The 24,189-nt window shown below is 70.7% G+C and carries 26 protein-coding genes and 1 tRNA gene; 14 read left to right on the forward strand and 13 right to left on the reverse strand.

What is annotated here, in order from left to right:
- The first annotated feature begins 37 nt into the window (after positions 1-37).
- The 4 genes from KY5_RS12185 to KY5_RS12200 all read left to right on the forward strand — a co-directional run bounded on the left by KY5_RS12185 (position 38) and on the right by KY5_RS12200 (position 2,020).
- Entirely contained in the window at positions 38-370 is a 333-nt protein-coding gene (locus KY5_RS12185) for a hypothetical protein (RefSeq protein ID WP_098242262.1), read from the forward strand.
- Between the two features lie 251 nt (positions 371-621).
- Positions 622-1,002, forward strand: coding sequence for a hypothetical protein (locus tag KY5_RS12190; protein WP_234362704.1), 381 nt, complete (start codon positions 622-624; stop codon positions 1,000-1,002).
- Between the two features lie 8 nt (positions 1,003-1,010).
- Positions 1,011-1,580, forward strand: coding sequence for a hypothetical protein (locus KY5_RS12195; protein WP_234362705.1), 570 nt, complete (start codon positions 1,011-1,013; stop codon positions 1,578-1,580).
- Between the two features lie 65 nt (positions 1,581-1,645).
- Positions 1,646-2,020, forward strand: coding sequence for a peptidase inhibitor family I36 protein (locus KY5_RS12200; protein WP_098242263.1), 375 nt, complete (start codon positions 1,646-1,648; stop codon positions 2,018-2,020).
- Positions 2,021-2,106: 86 nt separating this feature from the next.
- Here the strand turns inward: KY5_RS12200 and KY5_RS12205 are convergent, their stop codons facing one another.
- Entirely contained in the window at positions 2,107-2,778 is a 672-nt protein-coding gene (locus KY5_RS12205) for a YceI family protein (protein ID WP_098242264.1), read from the reverse strand.
- Between the two features lie 363 nt (positions 2,779-3,141).
- Here KY5_RS12205 and KY5_RS12210 point away from each other — a divergent pair, with 363 nt between their 5' ends.
- Together KY5_RS12210 and KY5_RS12215 are read left to right on the forward strand one after the other, a co-directional pair.
- Positions 3,142-3,504: a hypothetical protein gene (locus tag KY5_RS12210; protein WP_098242265.1), complete on the forward strand. Its 363-nt coding sequence runs from the start codon at positions 3,142-3,144 to the stop codon at positions 3,502-3,504.
- A 151-nt stretch (positions 3,505-3,655) separates the two neighbouring features.
- Positions 3,656-3,910 carry a hypothetical protein gene (locus tag KY5_RS12215; protein ID WP_098242266.1) on the forward strand — a complete coding sequence of 85 codons (255 nt, stop codon included), beginning with the start codon at positions 3,656-3,658 and terminating at the stop codon, positions 3,908-3,910.
- Between the two features lie 60 nt (positions 3,911-3,970).
- On the opposite strand, the gene KY5_RS12220 is transcribed toward KY5_RS12215, so the two are convergent.
- Positions 3,971-4,042, reverse strand: a tRNA-Val gene (locus KY5_RS12220).
- 174 nt (positions 4,043-4,216) lie between these two features.
- Here KY5_RS12220 and KY5_RS12225 point away from each other — a divergent pair.
- The 5 genes from KY5_RS12225 (at position 4,217) to KY5_RS12245 (ending at position 9,053) form a co-directional block, all read left to right on the forward strand.
- Positions 4,217-5,080 (forward strand): DUF4097 family beta strand repeat-containing protein, encoded by an 864-nt coding sequence (locus tag KY5_RS12225; protein WP_098242267.1) that lies wholly within the window; start codon positions 4,217-4,219, stop codon positions 5,078-5,080.
- A gap of 213 nt (positions 5,081-5,293) precedes the next feature.
- Positions 5,294-6,661: a hypothetical protein gene (locus KY5_RS12230; RefSeq protein ID WP_098242268.1), complete on the forward strand. Its 1,368-nt coding sequence runs from the start codon at positions 5,294-5,296 to the stop codon at positions 6,659-6,661.
- Between the two features lie 222 nt (positions 6,662-6,883).
- A complete protein-coding gene (locus KY5_RS12235; protein WP_098242269.1) occupies positions 6,884-7,402 on the forward strand; it encodes a DUF4383 domain-containing protein in 519 nt (172 codons plus the stop codon).
- 23 nt (positions 7,403-7,425) lie between these two features.
- Positions 7,426-8,082, forward strand: a complete 657-nt coding sequence (locus KY5_RS12240) for a bifunctional 4-hydroxy-2-oxoglutarate aldolase/2-dehydro-3-deoxy-phosphogluconate aldolase (RefSeq protein WP_098242270.1) — start codon at positions 7,426-7,428, stop codon at positions 8,080-8,082.
- Positions 8,079-9,053, forward strand: a complete 975-nt coding sequence (locus KY5_RS12245) for a sugar kinase (protein WP_098242271.1) — start codon at positions 8,079-8,081, stop codon at positions 9,051-9,053. The genes KY5_RS12240 and KY5_RS12245 overlap by 4 nt, the downstream gene beginning before the upstream one ends.
- A 91-nt stretch (positions 9,054-9,144) precedes the next feature.
- Here KY5_RS12245 and KY5_RS12250 read toward each other — a convergent pair whose 3' ends face one another.
- The 4 genes from KY5_RS12250 to KY5_RS12265 all read right to left on the reverse strand — a co-directional run bounded on the left by KY5_RS12250 (position 9,145) and on the right by KY5_RS12265 (position 13,917).
- Entirely contained in the window at positions 9,145-9,357 is a 213-nt protein-coding gene (locus KY5_RS12250; RefSeq protein ID WP_098242272.1) for an FmdB family zinc ribbon protein, read from the reverse strand.
- Between the two features lie 10 nt (positions 9,358-9,367).
- Positions 9,368-10,168, reverse strand: a complete 801-nt coding sequence (locus KY5_RS12255; RefSeq protein WP_098242273.1) for an HAD family hydrolase — start codon at positions 10,166-10,168, stop codon at positions 9,368-9,370.
- Positions 10,169-10,209: 41 nt separating this feature from the next.
- Positions 10,210-12,681 (reverse strand): phosphoribosyltransferase, encoded by a 2,472-nt coding sequence (locus KY5_RS12260; RefSeq protein ID WP_234362706.1) that lies wholly within the window; start codon positions 12,679-12,681, stop codon positions 10,210-10,212.
- A gap of 66 nt (positions 12,682-12,747) precedes the next feature.
- Positions 12,748-13,917 carry an HpcH/HpaI aldolase/citrate lyase family protein gene (locus KY5_RS12265; RefSeq protein WP_098242275.1) on the reverse strand — a complete coding sequence of 390 codons (1,170 nt, stop codon included), beginning with the start codon at positions 13,915-13,917 and terminating at the stop codon, positions 12,748-12,750.
- 246 nt (positions 13,918-14,163) lie between these two features.
- Here KY5_RS12265 and KY5_RS12270 point away from each other — a divergent pair, with 246 nt between their 5' ends.
- Positions 14,164-15,042: a TerD family protein gene (locus KY5_RS12270; protein ID WP_098242276.1), complete on the forward strand. Its 879-nt coding sequence runs from the start codon at positions 14,164-14,166 to the stop codon at positions 15,040-15,042.
- 33 nt (positions 15,043-15,075) lie between these two features.
- Here KY5_RS12270 and KY5_RS12275 read toward each other — a convergent pair whose 3' ends face one another.
- From KY5_RS12275 to KY5_RS12300, 7 genes are all read right to left on the reverse strand, one after another.
- Positions 15,076-15,813 (reverse strand): TerD family protein, encoded by a 738-nt coding sequence (locus tag KY5_RS12275; protein WP_098242277.1) that lies wholly within the window; start codon positions 15,811-15,813, stop codon positions 15,076-15,078.
- Positions 15,814-15,966: 153 nt separating this feature from the next.
- Positions 15,967-17,112 carry a DUF475 domain-containing protein gene (locus KY5_RS12280; protein ID WP_098242278.1) on the reverse strand — a complete coding sequence of 382 codons (1,146 nt, stop codon included), beginning with the start codon at positions 17,110-17,112 and terminating at the stop codon, positions 15,967-15,969.
- Positions 17,113-17,272: 160 nt separating this feature from the next.
- Entirely contained in the window at positions 17,273-17,413 is a 141-nt protein-coding gene (locus tag KY5_RS42130; protein WP_199843731.1) for a hypothetical protein, read from the reverse strand.
- Positions 17,414-17,567: 154 nt separating this feature from the next.
- On the reverse strand, positions 17,568-18,143 hold the full coding sequence (locus KY5_RS12285; RefSeq protein ID WP_098242279.1) for a TerD family protein: 576 nt from the start codon (positions 18,141-18,143) through the stop codon (positions 17,568-17,570).
- A gap of 105 nt (positions 18,144-18,248) precedes the next feature.
- A complete protein-coding gene (locus KY5_RS12290) occupies positions 18,249-18,824 on the reverse strand; it encodes a TerD family protein (RefSeq protein WP_055545611.1) in 576 nt (191 codons plus the stop codon).
- A 198-nt stretch (positions 18,825-19,022) separates the two neighbouring features.
- Positions 19,023-19,490: a peroxiredoxin gene (locus tag KY5_RS12295; RefSeq protein WP_098242280.1), complete on the reverse strand. Its 468-nt coding sequence runs from the start codon at positions 19,488-19,490 to the stop codon at positions 19,023-19,025.
- A 211-nt stretch (positions 19,491-19,701) separates the two neighbouring features.
- On the reverse strand, positions 19,702-20,133 hold the full coding sequence (locus KY5_RS12300; RefSeq protein ID WP_055551818.1) for a DUF3052 domain-containing protein: 432 nt from the start codon (positions 20,131-20,133) through the stop codon (positions 19,702-19,704).
- A 370-nt stretch (positions 20,134-20,503) separates the two neighbouring features.
- On the opposite strand from KY5_RS12300, the gene aceE reads away from it, so the two are divergent.
- Both aceE and KY5_RS12310 read left to right on the forward strand, forming a co-directional pair.
- Positions 20,504-23,236 (forward strand): pyruvate dehydrogenase (acetyl-transferring), homodimeric type, encoded by a 2,733-nt coding sequence (gene aceE, locus KY5_RS12305; RefSeq protein ID WP_098242281.1) that lies wholly within the window; start codon positions 20,504-20,506, stop codon positions 23,234-23,236.
- A 109-nt stretch (positions 23,237-23,345) separates the two neighbouring features.
- Positions 23,346-24,179 (forward strand): potassium channel family protein, encoded by an 834-nt coding sequence (locus tag KY5_RS12310; RefSeq protein WP_098242282.1) that lies wholly within the window; start codon positions 23,346-23,348, stop codon positions 24,177-24,179.
- Positions 24,180-24,189 lie beyond the last annotated feature (10 nt).

Genomic DNA, 24,189 nt, shown 5'->3' on the forward strand with positions numbered 1-24,189 from the left:
TCAGGGGGCCACCCCTGCGAGCCGCGGAGGTGCAGCCATGAACGTACTCATCGTCATCGCGATCCTGGCCCTCATCGGCCTGGGGTTCAACCAACCGCTGCTGTGGCTGGCCGCAGCGGCACTCCTCTTCTATCTGGTGCGCTTCTACGAAGGCGGTGGAAGCGGCAGGAGCAGCTCCGGCGCGAGTGGCTCGGGCGGTTCGAGCGGCGCGGGCGGCGGTTCGGGCGGCGCCGGAGGGATGGGTGGAGGCGGCGGGGGCGGAGGTGGCGGGGGCTACCCCAAGACCTACCGCGACTACCGCATCCGCAAGGAACGCCAGGAGCGCTGGGACCGCAGGTACCGCAGGACCCACCCCGGTTCCGGCCGCTGACACCGCGCCAGGGCGCGACGGCCGTCCCGCGCGCCCGCCGATGGGCCGTCCGCTCCGTGCCGTCGGCCCCGTGCCGCCCGTCCCGTGACGGGCGGCACAGCCGCGTGCGGCGCCCCTTACCGGCGGACCGGCCGGTACGACTACTCACCGATCCGGGTGACACCAGGCTTACCCGCGAGAACGGCGGGGATTGAGGTCATGCCCGGCGCGATGATCGCGCCGGTTCTGACCGCACCTGGGGAGCCATCCGCATGCGCCTGAGAGCCGCCGCGACCACCGCTGTCTTCGCCGCTTTGCTGACCGCCTTCGCCCCGTCCGCCACCGCGGAGCCGACCGCTCCGCACCTCGCCACGCCCCCGGGCCGGGTCTGCTTCTGGAGCCAGCCGGGCATGATGGGCCAGTCCTGGTGCTACGGCCCGCCCGGCTACGCCGAGGCCGAGAACGGCACGCAGCGCAGCGCCTACTCCTTCGAGTCCCGCTACAACGGCACTGTCTACGCCATCAGTTACGGAGCGGGCAGCAGCTGCGTCTACCGCGAGATCCGCGCGGACGACTACGACGAGAACTGGACGGCCTGGGCCACCAAACTGGACGGCGTGAGCCACGAGACGATGGGCTGCGAGCCGGGCTGACCTCCACCGTGCACACCACCACCGTCCGGCCCCGCGCCGCGGTCCTCCTCCTCGCCCTGTGCGCTCTGCTGCTCGTCGGCGGCTGCGCCCGGGTCCCCTCGGCCACTCCGCGCGTACTGCCGCCCGACGACGTCATCAGGGCCGCCCAACAGCGGCTCACCGACCGCTGTCTGACGCACCAGGGCCTCACCCCGCCCCGCGCGGGGCAGCGGCCGGGGACCACCCGGGCGGCGATGAGGCGGGACGAGCGCGTCTCGGACGCCCTCTTCGGCGCGGGCCGCACGGAGCTGTCCCACACCCTGCCCACCGGCTACTCCGTGCGCGCCCACACCGACGGCTGCCTGGCCGCCGCCCAGCAGACGCTCTACGGAGACCAGCGGCGCTGGTTCCACGTCTCGACCGTCGTCAACAACCTCAAGCCGGAGGCGGCCCACCGCCACCGCGACCTCGCATCGGTCCGCGCCCTGCACCGCACCGAACTGGCCGACTGGCGGCGGCTTCGCGCCCACGCCCTGGCCCGCTCGAAGTCGGTGCTCCGCGCGTCCCCGAACGTCCCGAGCCCACACGGCGACGGCTGATCCCCCGCCCTCCGGTCGCCGACCACGGCAGACCACCACCGACCATCTCCAGGAGACCCCCACACATGATCACCAAGCCCACGGCCGTCCTGGCCGCCACGCTCCTCGCCATCGGCACCGCGCTCGCCGCGTCGGGCACGTCCCAGGCCGCCTCCTGCCCGAGCGGCCAGTTCTGCGCCTGGACCGACGCGGACTTCGGCGGCCAGCGCACCAACTGGTCGGGCGACGACCACGACTGGGAGGACCCGATCCAGGACCAGGACTCCTCCTGGGCCAACCACGGCATCTCGGGCCCCGGCATCAAGGACCACGTCCAGGTCTACGAGAACCCGGGCCTGATCGGCTTCGGCACGGTCTGCCTCGGCCCCGGCCAGGAGATCAACTCCAACAGCTGGGGCAACGACAGCGGCGACTCCCACACGTGGAAGATGGAGTGCTGACGCTCCGGGCGACCCACGGTTCCGCACGGTCCCGCCGCTGACGGGAAGCACGAACCCGAGGCCCCCGGCCCGACCTCCCGGGGGCCTCAGCCCGTCGTCCCGCCCTGCGCCCCGGCCCGTACCGCCGAAATGTCGAACTGCAGGCGGACCTTCTCGCTCACCATGGTGCCGCCCGCCTTGAGGCGCTGGTTGTAGACGAGGCCCCACTCGGTGCGGTCGATGGTGGTGGTGCCGTCGAACCCGACGCGCTCGAAGCCGAAGGGGTCGAGCACCGAGCCGAGGTAGTCGAGCTGCAGCTCGACGGGCCTGGTGACGTCGCGGATGGTCAGGTCCCCCGTCATACGGAAACTCTCCCCGCCCTCGTGCCGCGTGGAGGTGCTCCGGAACGCCATCTCCGGGAAGCGCCGCGCGTCGAAGAAGTCGGTCCCCACGAGATGCGCGTCCCGCTGCTCCACTCCCGTGTCGACGCTGCCGACGCGTATGACGAGTTCGGCCCGCGAGGCGGCGGGGTTGCCGCCGTCGAAGGACAACGCGCTGTCGTAGTCGGCGAAGGCGCCCCGCACGGTGGTGACCATCGCGTGTCGCACGGAGAACCCGATGCGGCTGTGCGGACGGTCGATGGTCCACTGCCCGTCGAGCGCCCGAAGCGCCGGATCGAGCGCGACACCCGCGCCCCCGGCCTGCGCGAGAGACGCACCGGCCCCGCCGCCCGAGCCCGGCTCGACGGTGTCGGTCTGACGACGGCTGAAGATACCCATGAGACCGTGCCCTCCTTCGGAATTGATTACTCCGTGTTATCACGACCTCCGAAGGCGCCCCCTTGCGAGATGGGCGGCCTCGTCCGGCTTCCATGGCGCCGACGGCAAAGATGCACAGGATCGACATGATGTGGAGGCACGGCCGCACGTTCCGGCAGCGCCCACCGATGACCGCCGACTTCCATCACGCAGAGTCATCACGCGGACGACTCCCCGGATCGACTTGGGCACGCCGAGTGGATCATGAGGTGATTGTGTGACCGAGTCCTCCCCTCACCTCGGTCACCCGCCCCCTGTCCCTAGGCTCCTGTCTGATCAAGAGCGCCCGAGGGCGCCCAACCCATGACCGAACGGGGTTAGTTCGTGAAGAAGTTCGCTTCGCTGCTGAGTGTGGTGGCGATGACGGGGGCAACGTTCGCAGCCGGAACCGTCGCGGCAGGTGCCGCGACGCCCGAGGCGGCGCCTACGGCGGTCTCCTCCGGGTCGTGCCCCGGCAAGGGCATGACGGTCAAGGCGAAGGAGAGCGTGAAGATCCGCAAGACCAAGAAGCTCAACGGCACGGCGGTCGGCCTCTTCCCCAAGGGCGCGAAGGCCAAGTTCACCGCGTGCACGGTCTCCAGCGGCCAGACCTACCGCAACCTCTGCGGCTGGGACGAGGACAACCGCTGGTCCCCCATCGCCTACCGGGGCATGAAGGGCTGGGTCCCCACGGCCTGCGAGATCTGAGCCACTCGGCCGTCCCCCTCTCGCCTTCGGGCGGGAGGGGGACTTCCTGTTCGCGGCTCCTGCTCCGTTCAGGACTTCGTGCGACCCTGTCGACACCTTGCCGAAGTCCCGGAGAAGGACCTCGTCGAAGTCCCGAGAAGGAGCAGAGCACATGAGCGAGCCCGTCGACCCGTACGAACTGCGCGCCCGCCAACTCCGCATCCTGGCCGGCCTCCACCGCAAACGGGCCGCCGAGCTCGAAAGGACGGCGGAGGCGGGACTCGCGGCCCGGTCGATGCGCAAGCTGACGGAGGCCCTGACCGCGGCAGAGGTCCGCGACATCGCCGAACACCCCGACCTGGCGGAGCTCAACGCACAGCTGGACGGCTTCTACGGCGAGGACCCGGCGCCCCCGGACCCCGCGTGAACGACGCGACGAAGCCCCGTACCTTGCTCGGTACGGGGCTCCGTCGCTGTTCAGACCCGGTGGGCGCGGACGGTTTCGAACCGCCGACATCCTCCTTGTAAGGGAGGCGCTCTACCCCTGAGCTACGCGCCCGGGACGAATCGACAGCCTACCTTGCCGATGGCGGTGCCTCGCAAACCCGTTGTTCCCGCGCTCCGCTCCGGGGGGTTAACCCCACCACGCACCCGGTGGCAGTCCGGATTCTCCCGGTGTGGGGCGGCCCGTAGAGTCTCGCGGAGAAGTCAAGATCATCCTCAGGGGGACCCCATGTCCGTCCGTACCCGGCGTCCACGCGTCGTCCGCACCCTTGCCGCCGCCACCGGAACCGCCGCGCTCGTGGCGCTCGTCGGGGCGTGCGGGGCCGACGCGGCGGATGACAGCGAGCCGGAGCACCGGACGTTCGCGCTGCCCGGCAAGACGCTGACCGTCGAGTCCGGCAACTCCGCACTCGAACTGGTCCCGGCGGGCAGCGGCGGCAAGGACCTGAAGGTGACCCGGTGGTTCGACGGGCGGTCCGTGCTCGGCGGCGACACCAAGGTGACGTGGGAGATGGCCGGGGACCGGCTCAAGCTGGGCATGACGTGCTCCGGCGTCATCGTCAACTGCTCGGCCAAGCACCGCGTCGAGGTGCCCCGCGGGGTCGCCGTGACCGTCGAGAACAAGGACGGTCAGGTCACCGCCAACGGATTCCACGAGGCCCTGAAGGTGGACACGAAGGACGGCTCCGTCAGCGTCAAGGGCTCCCGGGGGCCGCTCAGCCTGCGCAGCTCCGACGGCTCCATCACCGTCGAGGACTCCGTCGGCCCCCTCGACCTGGGCAGCTCCGACGGCTCGATCACCGCGCGCGGCGTCACGTCGCGCCAGGTGGCCGTCAGCTCCAAGGACGGTTCCGTCTCGCTGGAGCTGGCCGACGTGCCCGACCGCGTCGACGCCCGCAGCAAGGACGGCTCCGTCGACATCGCGGTCCCGAGCGGGAAGAGCAAGAAGAACGGGGGCAAGGTCGCCTACGACGTACGGACCGAGACCTCCGACGGAGCCGTCGACGTATCCGTGCCGCGCGACGACAACAGCCCGCACCGGGTGTCCGTCCACAGCACCGACGGCAAAGTCACCGTGCGCACCGCGAACTAACCGACCCGTGCGTTCGTCTAACCGGTGGGAGAATGTGACACCGGGCAGGGCGGATGACAGCACGGGAGAGGGATAGTGACGGCGACACCTTCGCAGCCGTACACACCGGACGGAGGGCGCGCGGGGACCGGGACCGGCTCGGTACGCGTGCCTCGTCACGCAGGGACTGACTCGGTACGCGTGCCTCGTCACGCCGGGACCGGATCGGTACACGTGCCCAGTCACGTACGCCTGCCTCACGCGAGGACGCGCCCCGGCGGGCCGCTGCGCGACGTCCTCGCCCTCGTCCTGCTCCCCCTGCCCCTCCTCGCCGCCACCCTTCCCGCCGCCTTCGCGGGCGGCGGCACGCGCCGGTGGTTCGGCGGCCGGGGCGAGAGCGTGCGCGCCGAGGCGCAGGCCGCGAAGGACGCCGCTGCCGCCGCCTTCTACGAGCTGGACACCGCCCAGCGCGACCTGCGCATCTCCGTCGAGACGATCGTCGCCGTCGACTCCTCGCCCGCCGCGCAGCGCGCCGTGTCGGACTTCGAGGCCGTCGGACGGCGCATCGACGAGGTCAGCCACCAGTACATCAGCGCCGTGGACGCCCACGACCTGGACAGGGACGACCTGGACACCTCGGTCGCCGCCCAGGCGAGGACCGAGCTCACCCGGGCCAAGGACGAGCTGGGCAAGGTCAAGCAGGACCTGGAGCGCTTCCAGCAGGGCCTCGGCCCGCTGCTCGACAAGGCGGAGACGCAGCTCGCCCGGCTCGCCCCCGCGATCGAGCGGGCCCGCCAGACCCTGCTCGCCGCGAGCAACGCCCTTGACGCCGTGCGCGGTGCGGGGCTGAAGGCCGACGACCTCGCCGCCCGGCTCGCCGCGCTCGGCCCCGAGCTGACCAAGCTCAACCAGGGGGCGGGGCAGCACGGCGTAGCGGAGACGCTTCAGCGCGCCGACCGCGTGCTGCGCGACGCGGAGGCCGTGCGGGCCGAGGCCGAGCGGCTGCCGGAGCGCGCCGCCGAGATCGACCGGCGCCTCGTGTCGCTGCGGACGCGCGCGCAGGCCCTGACCACCCGCAGCGGCCAGGTCGAGCCGGTGCTCAGCGAGCTCAGACGCCGTTTCTCCGTCGCCTGCTGGCAGGACCTCCAGCAGGTCCCCGAGCAGGCCGGGGAGAACGTGCGACAGGCCGAGGCCAAGCTCAAGGAGGCCAGGCAGGCCCGCGAGGAGCAGCGCTGGCCCGACGCCACCTCGCTGCTCTCCACGGTGCGGGCGCTGCTCAACTCGACGGACGAGGCGGTCTCGGCGGCCGGGGACCGGCTGCGGCGGCTGAACGCCGTCTCGAAGGACCCCCAGCAGGAGATAGAGCGCACCCGCTTCGCCATCAGGGACGCGCAGCGCCTCGCGATGGCGGGCCGCCAGACGCCCGAGCCGCGCCACGCGCGCCCGCTGGACGACTCCGTGGCGCGCCTGGACCGCGCGGTGGCCTCCCTGGAGGGCCGCCACCCCGACTACTGGCACTTCCTGACCGAGACCGAGGCGGTCCGCTCGACGGTGGCGCGCGTGGTCGCGCAGATCCGGGAGGAGCGGGGGCAGGGGGCCTGACATCGAGGCCAGAGGGCCTGGCAGCCGAGGCCAGAGGGCCTGACATTCGAGGTCAGGGGGCCTGAAAGCCGAGGTCAGGGGGCCTGACATCGCGGGATGCGGCCGCTGCGTTTGGCGGTCGTCGGCCCACGGGCGGATCCTGGAGTCACGCACGGCCGCGCCGTAGTACGCCAGCCAGTCGGTACGACGAGCACGGCCTCCGCGCGCACCAAGGAGGCGGACATGGCCACGCATGTGCTCCACTCCAAGCCCAAGGGCCACAGGCGCCGCATCATCCTCGACGAGGACCTGCCCGTCGACCACCGGCTGAGCAAGGTCTACCGCGTCGGCGCGGGCCTGATGGGGCTCGTCCTGCTCGCCTTCGGCGTCCTCGGCCTCATCGACAGGATCGGCTTCTTCGACACCCGCGGCGACACCGTCGCGGGGCTCAACACCAACGGCGCGCTGAGCATCCTGTCCATCGCCGTCGGTCTGCTGCTCTTCGTCGGCATGGTGATCGGCGGCAACACCGCGTCGACGCTGAACATGACGCTCGGCGTCCTGTTCCTGCTCAGCGGCTTCGTCAATCTCGCCCTGCTCGACACCCGCTACAACTTCCTGGCGTTCCGGATCCAGAACGTCCTGTTCAGCTTCGTGGTGGGCGTGCTGCTCATGACCTTCGGGATGTACGGCCGGGTCAGCGGCGGGCTGCCGCACGACAACCCGTACTGGAGGGCCCGCCACCCGGATCGGACCAGCTGAAACGGCTGTGCGAATCTGGGGACATGCTCGACTTCCCCGCGGCTCTCCGGGCCCGGCGCCTCGTCGCCATCGTGCGCGGCACCGACCCGGACGCCTCCTTCCGTACGGTCATGACGCTCGTCGAGTCCGGAGTCCCGCTGGTCGAGGTCTCCCTCAGCGGCGCCGACGCCCTGGCCGTCCTGCGCAGGGCGCGGGCCGAACTGGGCACGGACGCCTGGCTCGGCGCGGGCACCGTCCTCACCGCGGACGACGCGCGCCGGGCGGCCGACGCGGGCGCCAACCTCATCGTCACGCCCGGTCTCGGCGCGGGCGTCGAGGAGGCGGGGCGCCTCGGCCTCCCGGTCCTCGGCGGCGTCCTGACGCCCACCGACGTCATCGCGGCCCGGACCGCGGGCGTGACGGCGCTGAAGATCTTCCCCGCGTCGGCGATGGGCGGCCCCGGCTACCTCAAGGCACTGCGCGCCCCCTTCCCCGACACCCCCTTCGTGCCGGTCGGCGGCGTGGACGCGGCGGCCGCCGAGGCGTACCTGGCACTCGGCGCGGTCGCGGTGGGCGTCGGCTCCCCACTGATCGGCGACGCGGCGGACGGCGGCGACCTGGGCGCGCTGCGCGCCCGGGCGGCGGAGTTCGTGAAGGTGACGGAGCCCGTCAAGGCTCCGGAGGAGGCGGTACGCCGATGACCGCGGCGCCCTGCGACGCGGGACCCGACGTCCTCACCCTCGGCGAGACCATGGTCGCGCTGCGCGGCAGCGGCCCGCTCAAGCTGGGCGGCGCCATGAACGTCTCCGTCGCGGGCGCCGAGAGCAATGTGGCCATCGGCCTGGCCCGCCTCGGCCACACCGTCCGCTGGGCGGGCGCGGTCGGCGACGACGAGGCGGGCGAGCTGGTCCTGCGCACGCTGCGCGCGGAGGGCGTCGACGTCACCGCCGCCACCCGTGACCCCGCCGCCCCGACCGGCCTGATCCTGTTCGAGCCGCGGCTGCCCGAGGTGACCCGGGTGCACTACTACCGCGCGGGCAGCGCGGGATCCCGTCTGTCGCCGGACGACGTGCCCGCCGCCTTCGCCGCGCCCCGGCCGCCGCGCGTGCTGCACCTGACCGGCATCACCCCGGCGCTCGGTCCCTCGGCTCGCGACGCCTGCCGCCACGCACTGCGGCTCGCGCGCGAGCACGGCACCGAGGTGTGCCTGGACGTCAACTTCCGCTCCCGGCTGTGGAGCCGGGAGGAGGCGGCGGCCGAACTGCGCGAGTGGATTCCGTACGTCGACGTCCTCATCGCCTCCGACGACGAGCTGCCGCTGTGCCTGCCGGAGAACGGCCCCACCGATGCCCCGGAGAAGTCCCTCGTCGACGGCGGCGTCCGGGAGGTCGTGGTCAAGCTCGGCGCGGACGGCGCGACGGCTCACACGGCCGACGCCGCACTCCACGCCCCGGCCCGCGAGGTGCGGGCCGTGGACGCGGTGGGCGCGGGCGACGCGTTCGTGGCCGGTTACCTCTCGGCGCTGCTCGACAGCACGGACGTACCGACCCGCCTGGACCGCGCGGTCACCACGGGCGCGTTCGCGGTGGCGTCACACGGCGACTGGGAAGGGGCGCCCACGCGGGCGGAGTTGGACTTGCTGGGATCGGGCCCCGGCACGGTGGTCCGCTAGAGGCACGCGCAGGGGGACACCCCGTCAGGGGCGCGGGGAACTGCGCGACCAGCCACGACGAACCCGCAGCCGACTCCCCTCACCGACGCCCTCAGCCGCAGCAGCCCCCACCACAACAACCGCCCCCACCCCCGCCGGAGGGGGCGGACGGCGCCGAGGACCCCCCGACAGCAACAGCAGACAAAAGCTTCACCGTGTCCTCATGCCCGACAGGGCACACCGCGGGCGCGGACGACTCCGCCATGGGCCGACTCAACTCGAACGTGTCCCCACAGGACCGGCATCGAAATTCGTAACGAGGCATACCGCGAAGGCTAGCCCGCCCGGAGGAAAGCCCGCAGGATCTCCTCCCCCGCCGCGACCCCGCGCTCGGGCAGGACCGTGAGCCCCGGCGCCACGAACCCCGTGTCCGCCAGCTCACCGTGCCCCGGCCGCCAGGACCGGTCCGCCGCGAGCAGCAGATCCGCGTCGAGCAGCGAGTCCCCCGCCGCGAGGACCTCCTCGGCGCCGACCCGCCGGGCGACCTCCCGTACCGCCGCGCTCTTGGTGAGCGGCTTCGGCACCGCGTAGATCTTGCGGCCCTGCAACGAGACGGTCCAGCCGCGCCCCTCCGCCCAGGCGGCGAGCTCCTTGACCCAGCCGTCGGGAAGGAGCGAGCGCTCGACGACGAGGTACGCGAAGAGGTCCTCCGCGACACGCTCCTTGAGCAGCCAGGCCGGGTCGGCGGTGCGCACCAGATGCGCGCGGACCTCGTCGAGCGAGGCGCACTCGTCGGCGAGACGGCGGGCCACCCGGGCCTGCCAGTCCGGGTCGGACACGCCGTCGACGAGGATATGCCCGCCGTTGGCGCAGATCGCGAACTCCGGTGCGGGCCCCGGCAGATGGATGCGTCCGTACTGCTCGCGGGTGCGGGTCGTGGTCGGCACGAAGACGGCCGAGCGCCCCAGTTCGTCGAGGAGTCCGGCGGCCGTCTCGGTGACGTACGACAGGGGCTTGCTGTCGTACACCTCGACGCAGAGCAGGCGCGGCGCTTCGGCGTCGGGCATGGTCAGACCCAGCGCGGCGGCCGAGTAGATGAGCGTGCGATCGAGGTCGCTCGCGACGATCCGCTTCACGTGACTCGCCTGACTCACTCGACTCGCCCGACTCACTTCGCTCACTTGGCCGCCACCGCCCTGCCGTCCGCGCCCGTCGCGCCGCGCGTGTACTTGGGGTGGATCAACCCGACGCAGGTGTACGGGAGTTCGGCCACCTCCTCGACGGGCACGCCGCGCTGCTCGGCGAGTAGCCGCACGTGGTCGAGGTCGGCGCCCGCGCCCGCGCGGGCCAGGATCTTCCAGGGGACGCGGCGCAGGAGCACGCGGGTCGTCTCACCGACGCCGGGCTTGACGAGGTTCACGTCGTGGATGCCCAGCTCCTCACTGATCCGCTCGACGGCGGCCCAGCCCTCCCAGGTGGGTGCGCGATCGGCGGCGAGGACCTCCTTGACCTGCGTGTCCACCGCGTCCGCGACCTCCCCGAAGCGGGCCGCGACGGTGTCGACGAAGTCGCCCGACACATCGGTGTCCGCGAGTTCGCGGTAGAACTTCGCGCCGTGGAAGTCGTCGGGCCCGACCAGGTCGGCGCGGAGCACGGTGCGCGAAATGAGCCCGGACACCGTGGAGTTGAGGCAGGCGGAGGGGATGAGGAAGTCCTCGCGGGTGCCGTAGGTGCGGACGCACGAACCGGGGTCGGCGAGCACCGCGATCTCCGGGCTGAACCCGGCGGGACCGCCGCCTTCCTCGAACTCCCGCACGGCGTCGGCCAGTTCGCGGGTGATGGCACCCTTGCCCGTCCAGCCGTCGACGAAGACGACGTCGGCCGGGTCGTGGTGGGCGGCGAGCCAGCGCAGCGCGTTGGCGTCGATGCCCCGGCCGCGCACGATGGAGACGGCGTAGTGGGGCAGGTCGAGGCCGTGCCGGTGCGCGGCCCAGCGGCGCATCAGGACGCCGACGGGGGTGCCCGCGCGGGCCAGCGACACCAGGACGGGGCGCGGCGACCGTTCGGCGAGCACGGTCTCGGTGACGGTGCCGACGGCGCGGGCGATGCGCGCGGCCGAGGTGTCGAGCGCGGCGCGGAAGAGGTCCTGGTACTGGGCGCTCGGCTGGTACTCGACCGGCAGCGACTCGGCGTAGTGCGCGCCGCCGCTCTGTATCGCCTCCTCGCGCTCCTCCGTGGGCGCTTCGAGCGTCACGTCGGAGAGGTCCTGGAGCAGCCAGCCGACGTCCTCGGGCGCGTACGAGGAGAAGGTGGGACCGCGGAGGGGCTCGGGGAGCATGGTGGGCCTTTCGGGGGCGCACGACGAGTCGTACGAGGGAGCGCACGACGGGACGTACGACGGGATGACGGCCAGCAGGACCTGCCCCGTGTGCGCGGAGAGCTGCGCCAACAGGCCGTCGGGTGCGTGCAGTTGGGGGGTGTCCGCGGCCGAGTCGACGACGGCGACGATCGCGTCGAAGCCGCCGCCCGCGACGTTGTAGGCGTAGCGGGTGCCCGGCCCGTCGGCCGGGTCGTCGTGCGCGGGGAAGGCGATGCGCGTGCGGATCGCGTAGCCGGGGTCGTCCACGGCGAGCACCGGCGAGCGGGTCGTGGTGGAGAACCGCACCTCGGCGCCGCCGCGCCGCTCCAGCTCCACGCCGAGCGCGAGCGGCGCGTACATGAGCTCCTCGAAGCCGAGGACGAGCACGCGGCGCGCGCCGCCGTCCAGGGCATCGGCGACGCGGGCCGCCATGCCGGGCAGCGCCGCCGCGAGCGCGGCGCGGTGCGCGGGGGTGAAGCCGTGCCGGCCGCCGTCGGGTATCTCCCGCGGCCAGTCCAGCTCGACGCGGGCGACCTGGGCGCGCTCCCCGCGCGGCCGCGGCACCGCGGCGCTCTCGTGCTCGGCGACCAGCGCCTGCCCCTTCTCCAGGACGCCGTCCGGCAGCCGGACCGTCCCGGAGGCCGTCGCGATCAGGTCGACGCGCGCGCCGATCTCGCGGGCGAAGTCCGCGAGGCGCCCCCGGTCGTCCGGCGAGCGCATGTCGACGAGGGCCACGATGACGTAACGGCCGCGCGGGAAGCGCTCGTGCAGGGCGCGGATGGTGTTGAGGACCGTGTTGCCGGTGGAGAACTCGTCGTCGACCAGGACCAGCGGCCCGTCCCCTGCGAGCAGCCCGGGGTCCTCCGGCAGCAGCAGGTGCGAGGTGGCGTGCGAGTGGGACTCCTCGAAGCCGCCCGCGCGCTCGACGCCTTCGACCGGGCGCCGGGTGGAGTGCAGGTACGGCGCGAGGCCGAGGCCGTCCGCGACCGAGTGGCCGAGGCCGGTGGCCGTCTCCGCGTAGCCGAGGACGACGGCGCGCCGGGCCTCCACGTCGCCGAGCAGTTCCCGCACCCGGACGCCGAGATCGTGCCCGGCCGCGTGGACGACGGAGGGGCGCTGCGGCACGTGCTTGCCCAGCACGTTCGACACCAGGAGGTGCGCCCGCTTGGGGTTGCGGCGCAGCGCGAGCCCAAGCAGGCCGCGAAGCCCCTCGTCGCCCTCGAGTCCGACCCCGAGCCGCTCGGCGACCCAGGTACCCGACCACACCGCGTCTTCAGTCACGTACGTCATGTTCCTCATGTTCGATATGTTCGATCAGCCGGCGAGCCCGGCGATGGAGCCTGGGGTTCCGGCGGTTCAACCGGGTATCCCTGCCGCGAGCAGCTCCACGAAGCCGACGTCCTCCCTGGCGACGCCGAAGACCTCGGCACGCCGCAGGGTCCGCTCGGCCCAGGCGCGGTGCGGCTTCACCTCGTTCATCTTGTTCGTGTACGAGGAGCGCAGCACGCCGCCCCCGCCCCGCTCCGGGCGCAGGATGTCCTCGGCGTCGCTGAACTCCTCGTGGCTGACCACCGAGAGCGCGTGCACGGGCAGGACGTGGGAGGGGTGGATGCAGGTCTTGCCGAGCAGTCCGTTGGCGCGGTCGAGCTCGATCTCGCGGAGCAGCCCGTCCATGTCGTGCTCGATGAGGGCCTGGCGCAGTTCGTCGGCGCGGCCCTCCAGGAAGGGGCTGCGGCGCAGCTGCGGCTTGAACATCCGCTCCTGGACCCGGAAGTACTCCCACACGGGCCCGGTCACCGTGAAGCCCGTGCCGTCGGCCCTGCCCAGGACGTTCACCACGTCCGCGATGACGGACGCCACGATCTGTACGTCGTAGGCGGTCATGTCGGGCGGCCTGCGCAGGCCGTACGCCGAGCAGAAGTCGGTGACGCCGAGGCGCAGGGCGAGCACCCGGTCGCGGTACTTGTCGACGGTGCGGGCGATCCCGGCGAGCGTCTCCGCGCGGCTCTCCAGGTGCAGCAGCTCGGGCGACTCCAGGACGGGCATGGCGAACAGCCTGCGGCCCTCCGGCGTGCCGCCCGCCGCCTCGGTGAGCGCCTCCAGGAAGGGCACGCCCCGCTCTTCGGTGAATTTGGGCAGTACGAATCCGGACAACAATCCGATGCCCGGGCCGAGCCTGTTGACCAGGTCGGGTATCTGTTCGGCGACCCGCACCCTGATGAAGAGCAGCGGCGGCTCCACGCCGCGTTCCACCAGGTCGGAGAATTGCCGGACCAGGTTCTCCTCGGCGGCCGCGACGTCCGCGTCGTCGATGGAGTCCTCCAGGCACAGCACCATGGAGGTCACTCCGCGCCCGGCCTGTTTCAGGATGTCGTCGGCGAGGCGGGGGCGGGTCGCGGGGCTGTAGAGCGTGCCGCCGAGGGCGGGCGCGAGCAGGTGTGGGGCGGAGTCCGCGCTGAAGGCACCCGGCTCCCGGTGGAAGAGGCGCTGTCGCACCTCTGGGGCGATGTGCCCGAAATGACGCATGAGATCCCCTGCTATCGCCTGTTTCGTCGACGCGGCCCGACATGATGTGGCCGGTAATAGTACGTAGAGAGGCCTGTCGGGGGTTCCCACCGGGCATGAACTTCAGGTAACCCGGCCAAGACACACACGCAGACCACACAACCGTCGCACGCCCCTGCCCCTCGCAGGTCAGGCGCCTGTCGACGCGACCGGGCCGGTGAGGCCCCCACGTTGTCCCGCCGGGGCGGGGGAAGGCAGGATGACCGCATGACGCACGCCATGCTGAAGGGGTCGAACGTCCCGCTCGAAGCCACGGCGGTCCGCGCCGTGCTGCGCTGGACCCCGGGCCAGGGCGTCCCCGACGTCGACGCCTCCGCGCTGCTCCTCGGCGGCGAAGGACGGGTCCGCTCCGACGAGGACTTCGTCTTCTACAACCAGCCGCGTCACCCCGCGGGCAAGGTCTGGCGGCTCGGCAAGAAGCGGGTGGCCGAGGGGCTCACCGACACCATCCAGACGGATCTGGCGGGCATGGACCCGGCCGTGAGCCGGGTGCTCCTCGCCGCGTCCGCGGAGGGCGTCTCCTTCCAGCACGTACCGGCACTGCGCATCCTGCTGTACGACGCGGCAGTCACCGACGCCGAACCGCTGGCGTACTTCGACATCACGCCGCAGACCGGCGAGGAGACCGCGCTGATCTGCGGGGAGCTCTACCGGCGCGGCGAGGGCTGGAAGTTCCGGGCCCTCGGCGAGGGGTACTCCAACGGCCTCGAAGGTCTGGCGTCCGACTTCGGGATCTCGGTGGACGACACGGACTCCGCCGGGTCCCAGCCACCGCCCGCCGCGTTCCCCCCGCCGCCCGCCTCGTTCCCGCTGCCGCCGCAGCAGCCCGCGCACCAGCCGTCGATCGCGCAGCCCGCCCCGCAGACGGCCCCGCAGCCCGCGTACGGCTATCCGCCCGCGCCGCCCCGGCACCCGGCGCCCCAGCCCGCGTACGGCTACCCTCCGGCGGCTCCCACCCAGCCCACGCCGGTCGTCGCCGCCGCGCCGGTCGCGCAGCCGTCGTACGGCTATCCGCAGCCGGTCGCCCCGATGCCGGACCCGAACTTCCGGCTGCCTCCGCAGGGCCCGCAGTTCCTGCCCCGCTGACGCTGCTTCCGGGCTCTTGCCGGTGCAGGCCGCTCAGCCCACCTTCGACTTGTAGCCCCTGCCCCACTGCAGGCCCCAGCCGTACAGCCGGTCGAGTTCCGCCTGGAAGCCGTAGACGAACTTCACCTCGCGGCGCACCACCAGCTCGCCCTTGACGTTCTCGATGGAGACGACGGCGCACGAGCGGGCCTGCGGCTGGCGCTCGTCCAGGTCGATCTCGATCCGCGGGCCGTTGCTGGGGTAGAGCGTGACCTTGGCGTGCGTACGGTCGAAGGCGGGGGTCTGGTCGTAGATGTACACGAAGACCAGCAGCCGCTTGATCGACTCGCGGTGGTCGAGGTTGACGTAGAGCGTCTCGCCCGATCCCGAACCGAACCGGTCGTCGCCGCTGCCCTTCACGTACGGCGGCGAGTTGAGGCTCCCGAAGAAGTGCCCCAGCGGCTGCACCACGCCCTTCTCGCCGTCGGTGAGCTCGTAGAGGCAGCCGAGGTCGAGGTCGACGTTGACCATGCTCTGCGTGTGCGCCTGGACCGGCTCGGGCCGGAACATCTGGAAGGGGTGGCGCAGCAGACCGCCGCCGCGCTGCTTGCCGAGGAGGTCGGAGGTGCGCATCTGCCAGGAGAGGTTGACGCGCAGGTTGCCGCTGGCCGCGCCCTGTTTGCTGAGCGAGACCGTCGGGTGTCGTTTGGTCAGTTCGATGGAGTTGGTCGCGGCGCTGCCCGATTCGTAGTCCATCGAACGCCCACGCCACAGACCGTCCCAGAAGGACATGCCGCCCCCAAGTGCCCTCGTGCCCCGTACGGATACGGGGCGGCCGTGAGGACATCTCCTCGACGGCCGCCCCGAAAAGAGCGTTCCTCACCCCGGCCGCCGTCACACTCCGGAAACCGGAACCGGACACGGCGGCGCGGGATTCGGACAGTGTCAGACCCCGGACGAGACCTCAGGCTTCTCGCCCGCCCCCGATTTTCCCTCCGCCGCCGCCAGCGCGCGGTTGCGGCGCACGGACGAGAAGAAGGACCAGGCGATCAGGAGGACACCGACGGATCCGGTGATCACCTCGTGGATCTCGTACTGGATCGTGACCAGGAGGATCACGGCGAGGGCGCCGATCGCGTAGTGCGCGCCGTGCTCCAGGTAGACGTAGTCGTCGAGGGTGCCCTGGCGGACCAGGTAGACCGTGAGCGAACGGACGTACATGGCGCCGATGCCGAGGCCGAGGGCCATCAGGACGATGTCGTTGGTGATCGCGAAGGCGCCGATGACGCCGTCGAAGGAGAACGACGCGTCCAGGACCTCGAGGTAGAGGAACATGAAGAACGCGGCCTTGCCCGCCATCACGACAGCAGGAACCTTCTTGCCGCTCTTCTTGGCCTCTTCCTCCTCCTCGTGCTCGCGCTCCTCGCTCTCCTCGAGCTTGTTCTCGAAGAAGCCGGAGAGGCCGCCCACGATGAGATAGGTGATCAGACCCGCGATACCGGCGATGAGGACCGTCTGCGCCTTGTCCACGTGCGCGCCGCCGTGCTGGTGGGCGTTGGTGGCGAAGGTCATCGCGGTGACCATGAGCGCGATGAGCGCGATGCAGACCGACAGCATGTCGACCTTGCCGAGCTTGGCGAGCGGGCGCTCGATCCAGCTCAGCCATTTGATGTCACGGTCCTCGAAAATGAAGTCGAGGAAGATCATCAACAGGAACATGCCACCGAACGCGGCGATCGACGGGTGAGCGTCGGTCACCAGCTGCTGGTACTTGTCCTTGTCGTTGAGCGCGAGCCGCACAGCTTCGATCGGGCCGATCTTTGCGCTGATGGCCACGATCGCGACGGGGAACACGAGCCGCATGCCGAAGACGGCGATCAGCACACCGATGGTGAGGAAGATCTTCTGCCAGAAGGCATTCATCTTCTTCAGGATCCCGGCGTTGACCACCGCGTTGTCGAAGGACACCGAGATCTCGAGGATGGACAGGATCGCCACGACGCCGAACCCGGTCCACCCCCCGTAGAACACCGCGGCCACCAGGCCGAGCGCGGTGACCGCGAACGACCAGCCGAAGGTTTTCAGAAGCACTGGCTACCCAATCGTGTGTGTACGGGCTCCCGTTTAGCGGTCTCCCCCGCGGCGGTCCCCTGCTTTACGAAACGTTGACCCCGAAGTGTAGAGGTCCCGCTACGCGTCCGGAGAGGGCGACCCTCCCCGGACGCGGAGCGAGGCCCACGGGCTTGTTCCGTCACCTGTGCGCCCTCGCCCCCTCGAAGATCAGCAGGAACGGAGAGACGTAACCGGACGCCTCCACCGGAGTGGCTCCACCGGTGACGACGAGCACCACACCTGCGGCGAGCGCGGCGCAGTACATGAGGACATGACCCATGGGGCGTAAGCCGGTCGACTGCGGTTCCTTGGGCATAATGAACAGACTCCCGTCCTTCGGGCGGCGGGTTCCCGGAGAGTCATCTGCCTCGTTTCCAGGCGCAGCAGGTGACTCTCCGTCTTCGTCGCCGAGGCCACGCTGCGTGCGTGACCCTTTACGAAACGTTGACGCCGAAGTCTAGAGCGATTCCCCGCAGACCCGACGCGTACCCCTGCCCCACCGCACGGAACTTCCACTCTCCCCCGTAGCGATACACCTCGCCGAAGATCATCGCGGTCTCCGTGGAGGCGTCCTCGGAGAGGTCGTAGCGCGCGAGCTCCTGACCGTCGGCCTGGTTGGCCACACGGATGAACGCGTTGCTGACCTGCCCGAACGTCTGACCGCGGTTGTCCGCGTCATGGATCGAGACGGGGAAGATGATCTTGTCGCAGTTGGCGGGCACCTTGGAGAGGTCGATCAGGAGCGACTCGTCGTCGCCCTCTCCTTCACCGGTGAGGTTGTCCCCGGTGTGCTCCACGGAGCCGTCGGGGCTCTTGAGGTTGTTGTAGAAGACGAACCACTCGTCGCCGAGCACCTTGCCCGCGTTGCAGAGCAGGGCGCTGGCATCGAGGTCGAAGGGCGCGCCGGTGGTGGAACGCGCGTCCCAGCCGAGCCCTACGAGGACCTGGGTGAGATTCGGTGCGGCCTTGGAGAGGGAGACATTGCCTCCCTTGGCGAGCGTGACGCCCATGGTGATGGTCCTCCCCGGGGTGACGGGTACTGCAGGGTGAGCACGTCCGGCGCCGCACTGGTGTGTGTGCGGCGCCGGACGACGGGCAAGGGGTGGTGACTCGGCTCAGACGTTGACGCCGAAGTCCTGCGCGATGCCGCGCAGGCCCGAGGCGTAGCCCTGGCCGACCGCGCGGAACTTCCACTCGGCGCCGTGCCGGTACAGCTCGCCGAAGACCATGGCGGTCTCCGTCGAGGCGTCCTCGGAGAGGTCGTAACGGGCGATCTCCGCGCCGCCCGCCTGGTTCACGACGCGGATGAACGCGTTGCGCACCTGGCCGAACGACTGCTGGCGGTTCTCGGCGTCGTAGATCGACACAGGGAACACGATCTTCTCGACGTCGGCAGGGACCGCCGCCAGGTCGACCTTGATCGCCTCGTCGTCGCCCTCGCCCTCACCGGTGGTGTTGTCACCGGTGTGCTCGACGGAGCCGTCGGGGCTCTTCAGGTTGTTGAAGAACACGAAGTTCTGGTCACTGCTGACCTTGCCCTCCGCGTTCGTCAGGATCGCGCTGGCATCGAGGTCGAAGTCGGTGCCGGTGGTCGTCCGCACGTCCCAGCCGAGGCCGACCAGGACTGCGGTCAGGCCCGGCGCCTCCTTGCTCAGAGATACGTTGCCGCCCTTGCTGAGGCTGACTCCCACGAGTCCTCCCAATTGGTGTCCAGGGGCGGGGAGCCCCAAGCGTTGCGTTGCCATCGGATCAACGACTGGATCCTAGTGACCGGTTCCCGGCCGCCACAGGCTCTGCACCTGAAGAATCACAGGGTGTCACCCCTGAGGAGATTCAGGGTCCTGCGGGCGTGCCCGGGCCCCGTCACCTCACAGGGCGCCGAGCGCCTCTCACAGGCTGCCGAGCGCCTTGACGTACTCGTTCAGGTCACGGGCGTCGGGCAGGGCGTTGACGACGGTCCAGCGCACGATGCCCTCCTTGTCGATGATGAAGGTGCCGCGCACCGCGCAGCCCTTCTCCTCGTCGAAGACGCCGTACGCGCGCGAGACCTCGCCGTGCGGCCAGAAGTCGGAGACCAACGGGTACTCCAGGCCCTCCTGCTCGGCGAAGACGCGCAGGGTGTGGATGGAGTCGTTGGACACGGCGAGCAGCTGGGTGTCGTCGTTGACGAACTTCGGCAGCTCGTCGCGGAGCGCGCAGAGCTCGCCGGTGCACACGCCGGTGAACGCGAACGGGTAGAAGAGCAGCACCACGTTCTTCTCGCCGCGGAAGTCGGAGAGCTTCACGGACCGGCCGTGGTTGTCCTTCAGCTCGAATTCCGGCGCCTTGGTGCCGGTCGCAATTCCAGCGAGCTCCATGAGTACGCATCCCTTCGACGGAGCCCCTCGGATGGGGCTGTTCGGGTGATACCACCCTACGTGCGTCGATCACGTCACACGCATGCGCGAGGCCCCCGCCGACGTGAATGTCGGCGGGGGCCTCGGCAAACTCGCCCTGAAGGGGCGCGGGAAACTGCGCGATCAGCCACAACGGACCCGCAGCACGAGAAACCGCGTCCCTAGCGGAGCGTCACCGCTTCTTGGCCGCCCCCTTGGGGGTGATCAGCCGGCTGCCGTTCCAATCCTTGCCGGCGTTGATGCTCTTGGTCTGGGAGAGGCCCGCGGTGGTGGCCGCCTCGCCGATCTCGCTCGGCTCGACGTAGCCGTCACGACCGGTCTTCGGAGTCAGCAGCAGGATCGAGCCGCCCTCCTCCATGTACGCGATGGCATCCACCAACGCATCAGTCAGGTCCCCGTCGTCCTCACGGAACCAGAGCACCACGGCGTCGGCCACGTCGTCGTACTCCTCGTCGACGAGCTCTGTGCCTGTGGCCTGCTCGATGGCCTCGCGGAGCTCCTGGTCGACGTCGTCGTCGTAGCCGATCTCCTGGACCACCTGGTCGGGCTGGAAACCAAGCCTTACGGCCAGGTTCGTCTCCGCGTGGTCCGCGGTCGCGCTCACGGATTGCCTCCTGATCATGTTTTTGGGAATGCCTGTCAGCCACGCGCGTGCGCGGGGCGTTGGCCGTAGTCCACACGGGCGGGGCGGATCGCGCAAGTACCCGGCGGCCGAGACCGCCGAAACGGTGACGTTCCCGACCGTGTCGCCGCAACTGCCGCCACATCCGTCCGGGACCGAACGGCTCTGCGAAGCGGCTAGGCAGGATGGGCGTATCGTTGCGATTTGGCCGAGCCTACCGCAGGGTCGCCGGATCACCGCCTCGGTTACCTCTCGGTAGAGATGACGTTTGCGCCCCCGCGGTCCACGATGGGGGAAACGGCGCACGGCCAGGCAGAACCCAGGCGAAGGCCCTCAACAGCGAAGGAACAGCGTGGCTTCCGGCTCCGATCGCAACCCGATCATCATTGGCGGCCTGCCGAGTCAGGTCCCGGACTTCGACCCCGAAGAGACCCAGGAGTGGCTCGACTCCCTCGATGCCGCGGTCGACGAACGCGGCCGTGAACGGGCCCGCTACCTGATGCTCCGGCTGATCGAGCGCGCGCGGGAGAAGCGCGTCGCCGTGCCGGAGATGCGCAGCACCGACTACGTCAACACGATCGCCACCAAGGACGAGCCGTTCTTCCCCGGAAACGAGGAGATCGAGCGCAAGGTCCTGAACGCGACCCGCTGGAACGCCGCGGTGATGGTCTCCCGCGCCCAGCGCCCCGGCATCGGGGTCGGCGGTCACATCGCCACCTTCGCCTCCTCCGCCTCGCTCTACGACGTGGGCTTCAACCACTTCTTCCGGGGCAAGGACGAGGGCGACGGCGGCGACCAGATCTTCTTCCAGGGGCACGCGTCCCCCGGCATCTACGCCCGCGCCTTCCTCCTCGACCGGCTCTCCGAGCAGCAGCTCGACGCGTTCCGGCAGGAGAAGTCCAAGGCGCCCAACGGCCTTTCGTCGTACCCGCATCCGCGGCTGATGCCGGACTTCTGGGAGTTCCCGACCGTCTCCATGGGCCTCGGACCGCTCGGCGCGATCTTCCAGGCGCGGATGAACCGCTACATGGAGGCGCGCGACATCGCCGACACCTCCAAGTCGCACGTCTGGGCGTTCCTCGGTGACGGCGAGATGGACGAGCCCGAGTCGCTCGGCCAGCTCTCCATCGCCGCCCGTGAGGGCCTGGACAACCTCACCTTCGTCGTCAACTGCAACCTGCAGCGCCTGGACGGCCCGGTGCGCGGCAACGGCAAGATCATCCAGGAGCTGGAGTCGCAGTTCCGCGGCGCCGGCTGGAACGTCATCAAGCTGGTCTGGGACCGCAGTTGGGACCCGCTGCTCGCGCAGGACCGCGACGGCCTCCTGGTGAACAAGCTGAACACCACGCCCGACGGCCAGTTCCAGACCTACGCCACGGAGACCGGCGCGTACATCCGCGACCACTTCTTCGGAGACGACCAGCGCCTGCGCGCCATGGTCGAGGGCATGACCGACGAGCAGATCCTGCACCTGGGCCGCGGCGGCCACGACCACAAGAAGGTCTACGCGGCGTTCTCGGCGGCCAAGGCCCACAAGGGCCAGCCGACCGTGATCCTCGCCCAGACGGTCAAGGGCTGGACCCTCGGCCCGAACTTCGAGGGCCGCAACGCCACGCACCAGATGAAGAAGCTGACGGTCGACGACCTCAAGGGCTTCCGCGACCGTCTGCACATCCCGATCACGGACAAGCAGCTGGAGGACGGCGCCCCGCCGTACTACCACCCGGGCCGCGACTCCGAAGAGATCCAGTACATGCACGACCGCCGCAAGAGCCTCGGCGGCTACGTCCCGACCCGCGTGGTGCGCTCGAAGCCGCTCCAGTTGCCCGAGGACAAGACGTACGCGACCGCGAAGAAGGGTTCGGGCCAGCAGTCGATCGCCACCACGATGGCGTTCGTCCGCATCCTGAAGGACCTCATGCGGGACAAGGAGATCGGCAAGCGCTTCGTGCTGATCGCCCCCGACGAGTACCGCACCTTCGGCATGGACGCGTTCTTCCCGAGCGCGAAGATCTACAACCCGCTCGGCCAGCAGTACGAGGCCGTGGACCGCGATCTGCTCCTCGCCTACAAGGAGTCGCCGACGGGCCAGATGCTGCACGACGGCATCTCGGAAGCGGGCTGCACGGCGTCCCTCATCGCCGCGGGTTCGGCCTACGCCACCCACGGCGAGCCGCTGATCCCCGTGTACGTCTTCTACTCGATGTTCGGTTTCCAGCGCACCGGCGACCAGTTCTGGCAGATGGCCGACCAGCTGGCGCGCGGTTTCGTCCTCGGCGCGACCGCGGGGCGCACGACCCTGACCGGCGAGGGCCTGCAGCACGCGGACGGGCACTCGCAGCTGCTCGCCTCGACCAACCCGGGGTGTGTCGCCTACGACCCCGCCTTCGGCTACGAGATCGCGCACATCGTCAAGGACGGCCTGCGCCGGATGTACGGCCCCGACAGTGAGGACGTCTTCTACTACCTCACCGTCTACAACGAGCCGATCCAGCACCCGGCCGAGCCCGCCGACGTGGACGTCGACGGCATCCTCAAGGGCATCTACCGCTTCAAGTCCGGTGAGCAGGGCGCCATTTCGGCCCAGATCCTGGCCTCCGGCGTGGCGGTGCCGTGGGCGGTCGAGGCGCAGCAGATCCTCGCGTCGGAGTGGAACGTCAAGGCGGACGTCTGGTCGGCGACCTCCTGGAACGAACTGCGCCGCGAGGCCGTCGACGTGGAGCGCCACAACCTCCTGCACCCCGAGGAGGAGCAGCGCGTCCCGTACGTCACGCGCAAGCTGTCCGGCTCCGAGGGTCCGTTCGTGGCCGTCTCCGACTGGATGCGGAGCGTCCCCGACCAGATCTCCCGCTGGGTGCCCGGCACGTACCAGTCGCTCGGCGCGGACGGCTTCGGCTTCGCCGACACGCGTGGCGCGGCCCGGCGCTACTTCCACATCGACGCGCAGTCGATCGTGGTCGGCGTGCTGACCGAACTGGCCCGCGAGGGCAAGGTCGACCGCTCCGTCCTGAAGCAGGCGATCGACCGCTACCAGCTCCTCGACGTCACGGCCGCCGACCCGGGCGCCGCCGGGGGCGACGCGTAGGGGCGGTCGCACACGCCGGGCACCAGAGCCCGGCGCGCAGCATACGTCTCCTCCTGAGGGCGGCGGGCCACAGGTCCCGTCGCCCTCGGGCGTTTCCTACGATGCGGCCATGAAGGAACAACCGGCCCAGATCCGTTGGGAGCGCCGCACCCAACGTCCGCTCCTCGCGCTCGCGGTGGCGTTCGCCGTCGCCTACGCCGTGCCGATCGTGGCGCCCGACGCGAGCAGGGCCGTCACCAGGACCTGCACGGTGGTGGAGTGGTTCGTCTGGGCTTCGTTCGCTCTGGACTACCTCGTACGCCTCCTCCTGACCGATCACCGCAGACAGTTCGTCCGCACCCACTGGCTGGACCTGGTCGCCGTGATCCTTCCGATGCTGCAGCCGCTGCGGTTGCTGCGGCTGGTCTCCACGCTGATGCTGGTCGGCCGCCGGGCCAGGATGGCGTCGCAGATAAGGCTGACGACGTACGTCGCGGGCTCGGTGGTGGGCCTGTTGATGTTCGGTTCCCTGGCGGTGCTCTCGGTGGAGCGTGATTCACCGAACGGGAACATCAAGACGCTGGGTGACGCGGTCTGGTGGTCCTTCACCACGATGACGACCGTCGGCTACGGCGACCACGCGCCCACGACCGGGCTCGGCCGGGTGATCGCCGTCGGCCTGATGCTGTCCGGCATCGCGCTCCTCGGTGTCGTCACCGCGAACATCGCTGCCTGGTTCATCGCCCGCTTCGAGAAGGACGATGTCGAGGAGCGGCGTCAGACGGCCGCGATCGAGGAGCTGACGGCGGAGGTGAAGGCGCTGCGCGCCCAAGTGACGGCGTTGTCGGGCTCGTTGGGGCCGGGCTCGGAGGCGAGTTCGGAGGCGGGTGTGGTGCCCGGGCCCGCTCCCGCCGGGGCCGCTGTCTCGGGGACGGAGGCCCTCGGCGGGACGGGGGTGTCCTGACGCCGGTCCG

This window comes from Streptomyces formicae (genome assembly GCF_002556545.1).
Classification (GTDB): domain Bacteria; phylum Actinomycetota; class Actinomycetes; order Streptomycetales; family Streptomycetaceae; genus Streptomyces; species Streptomyces formicae_A.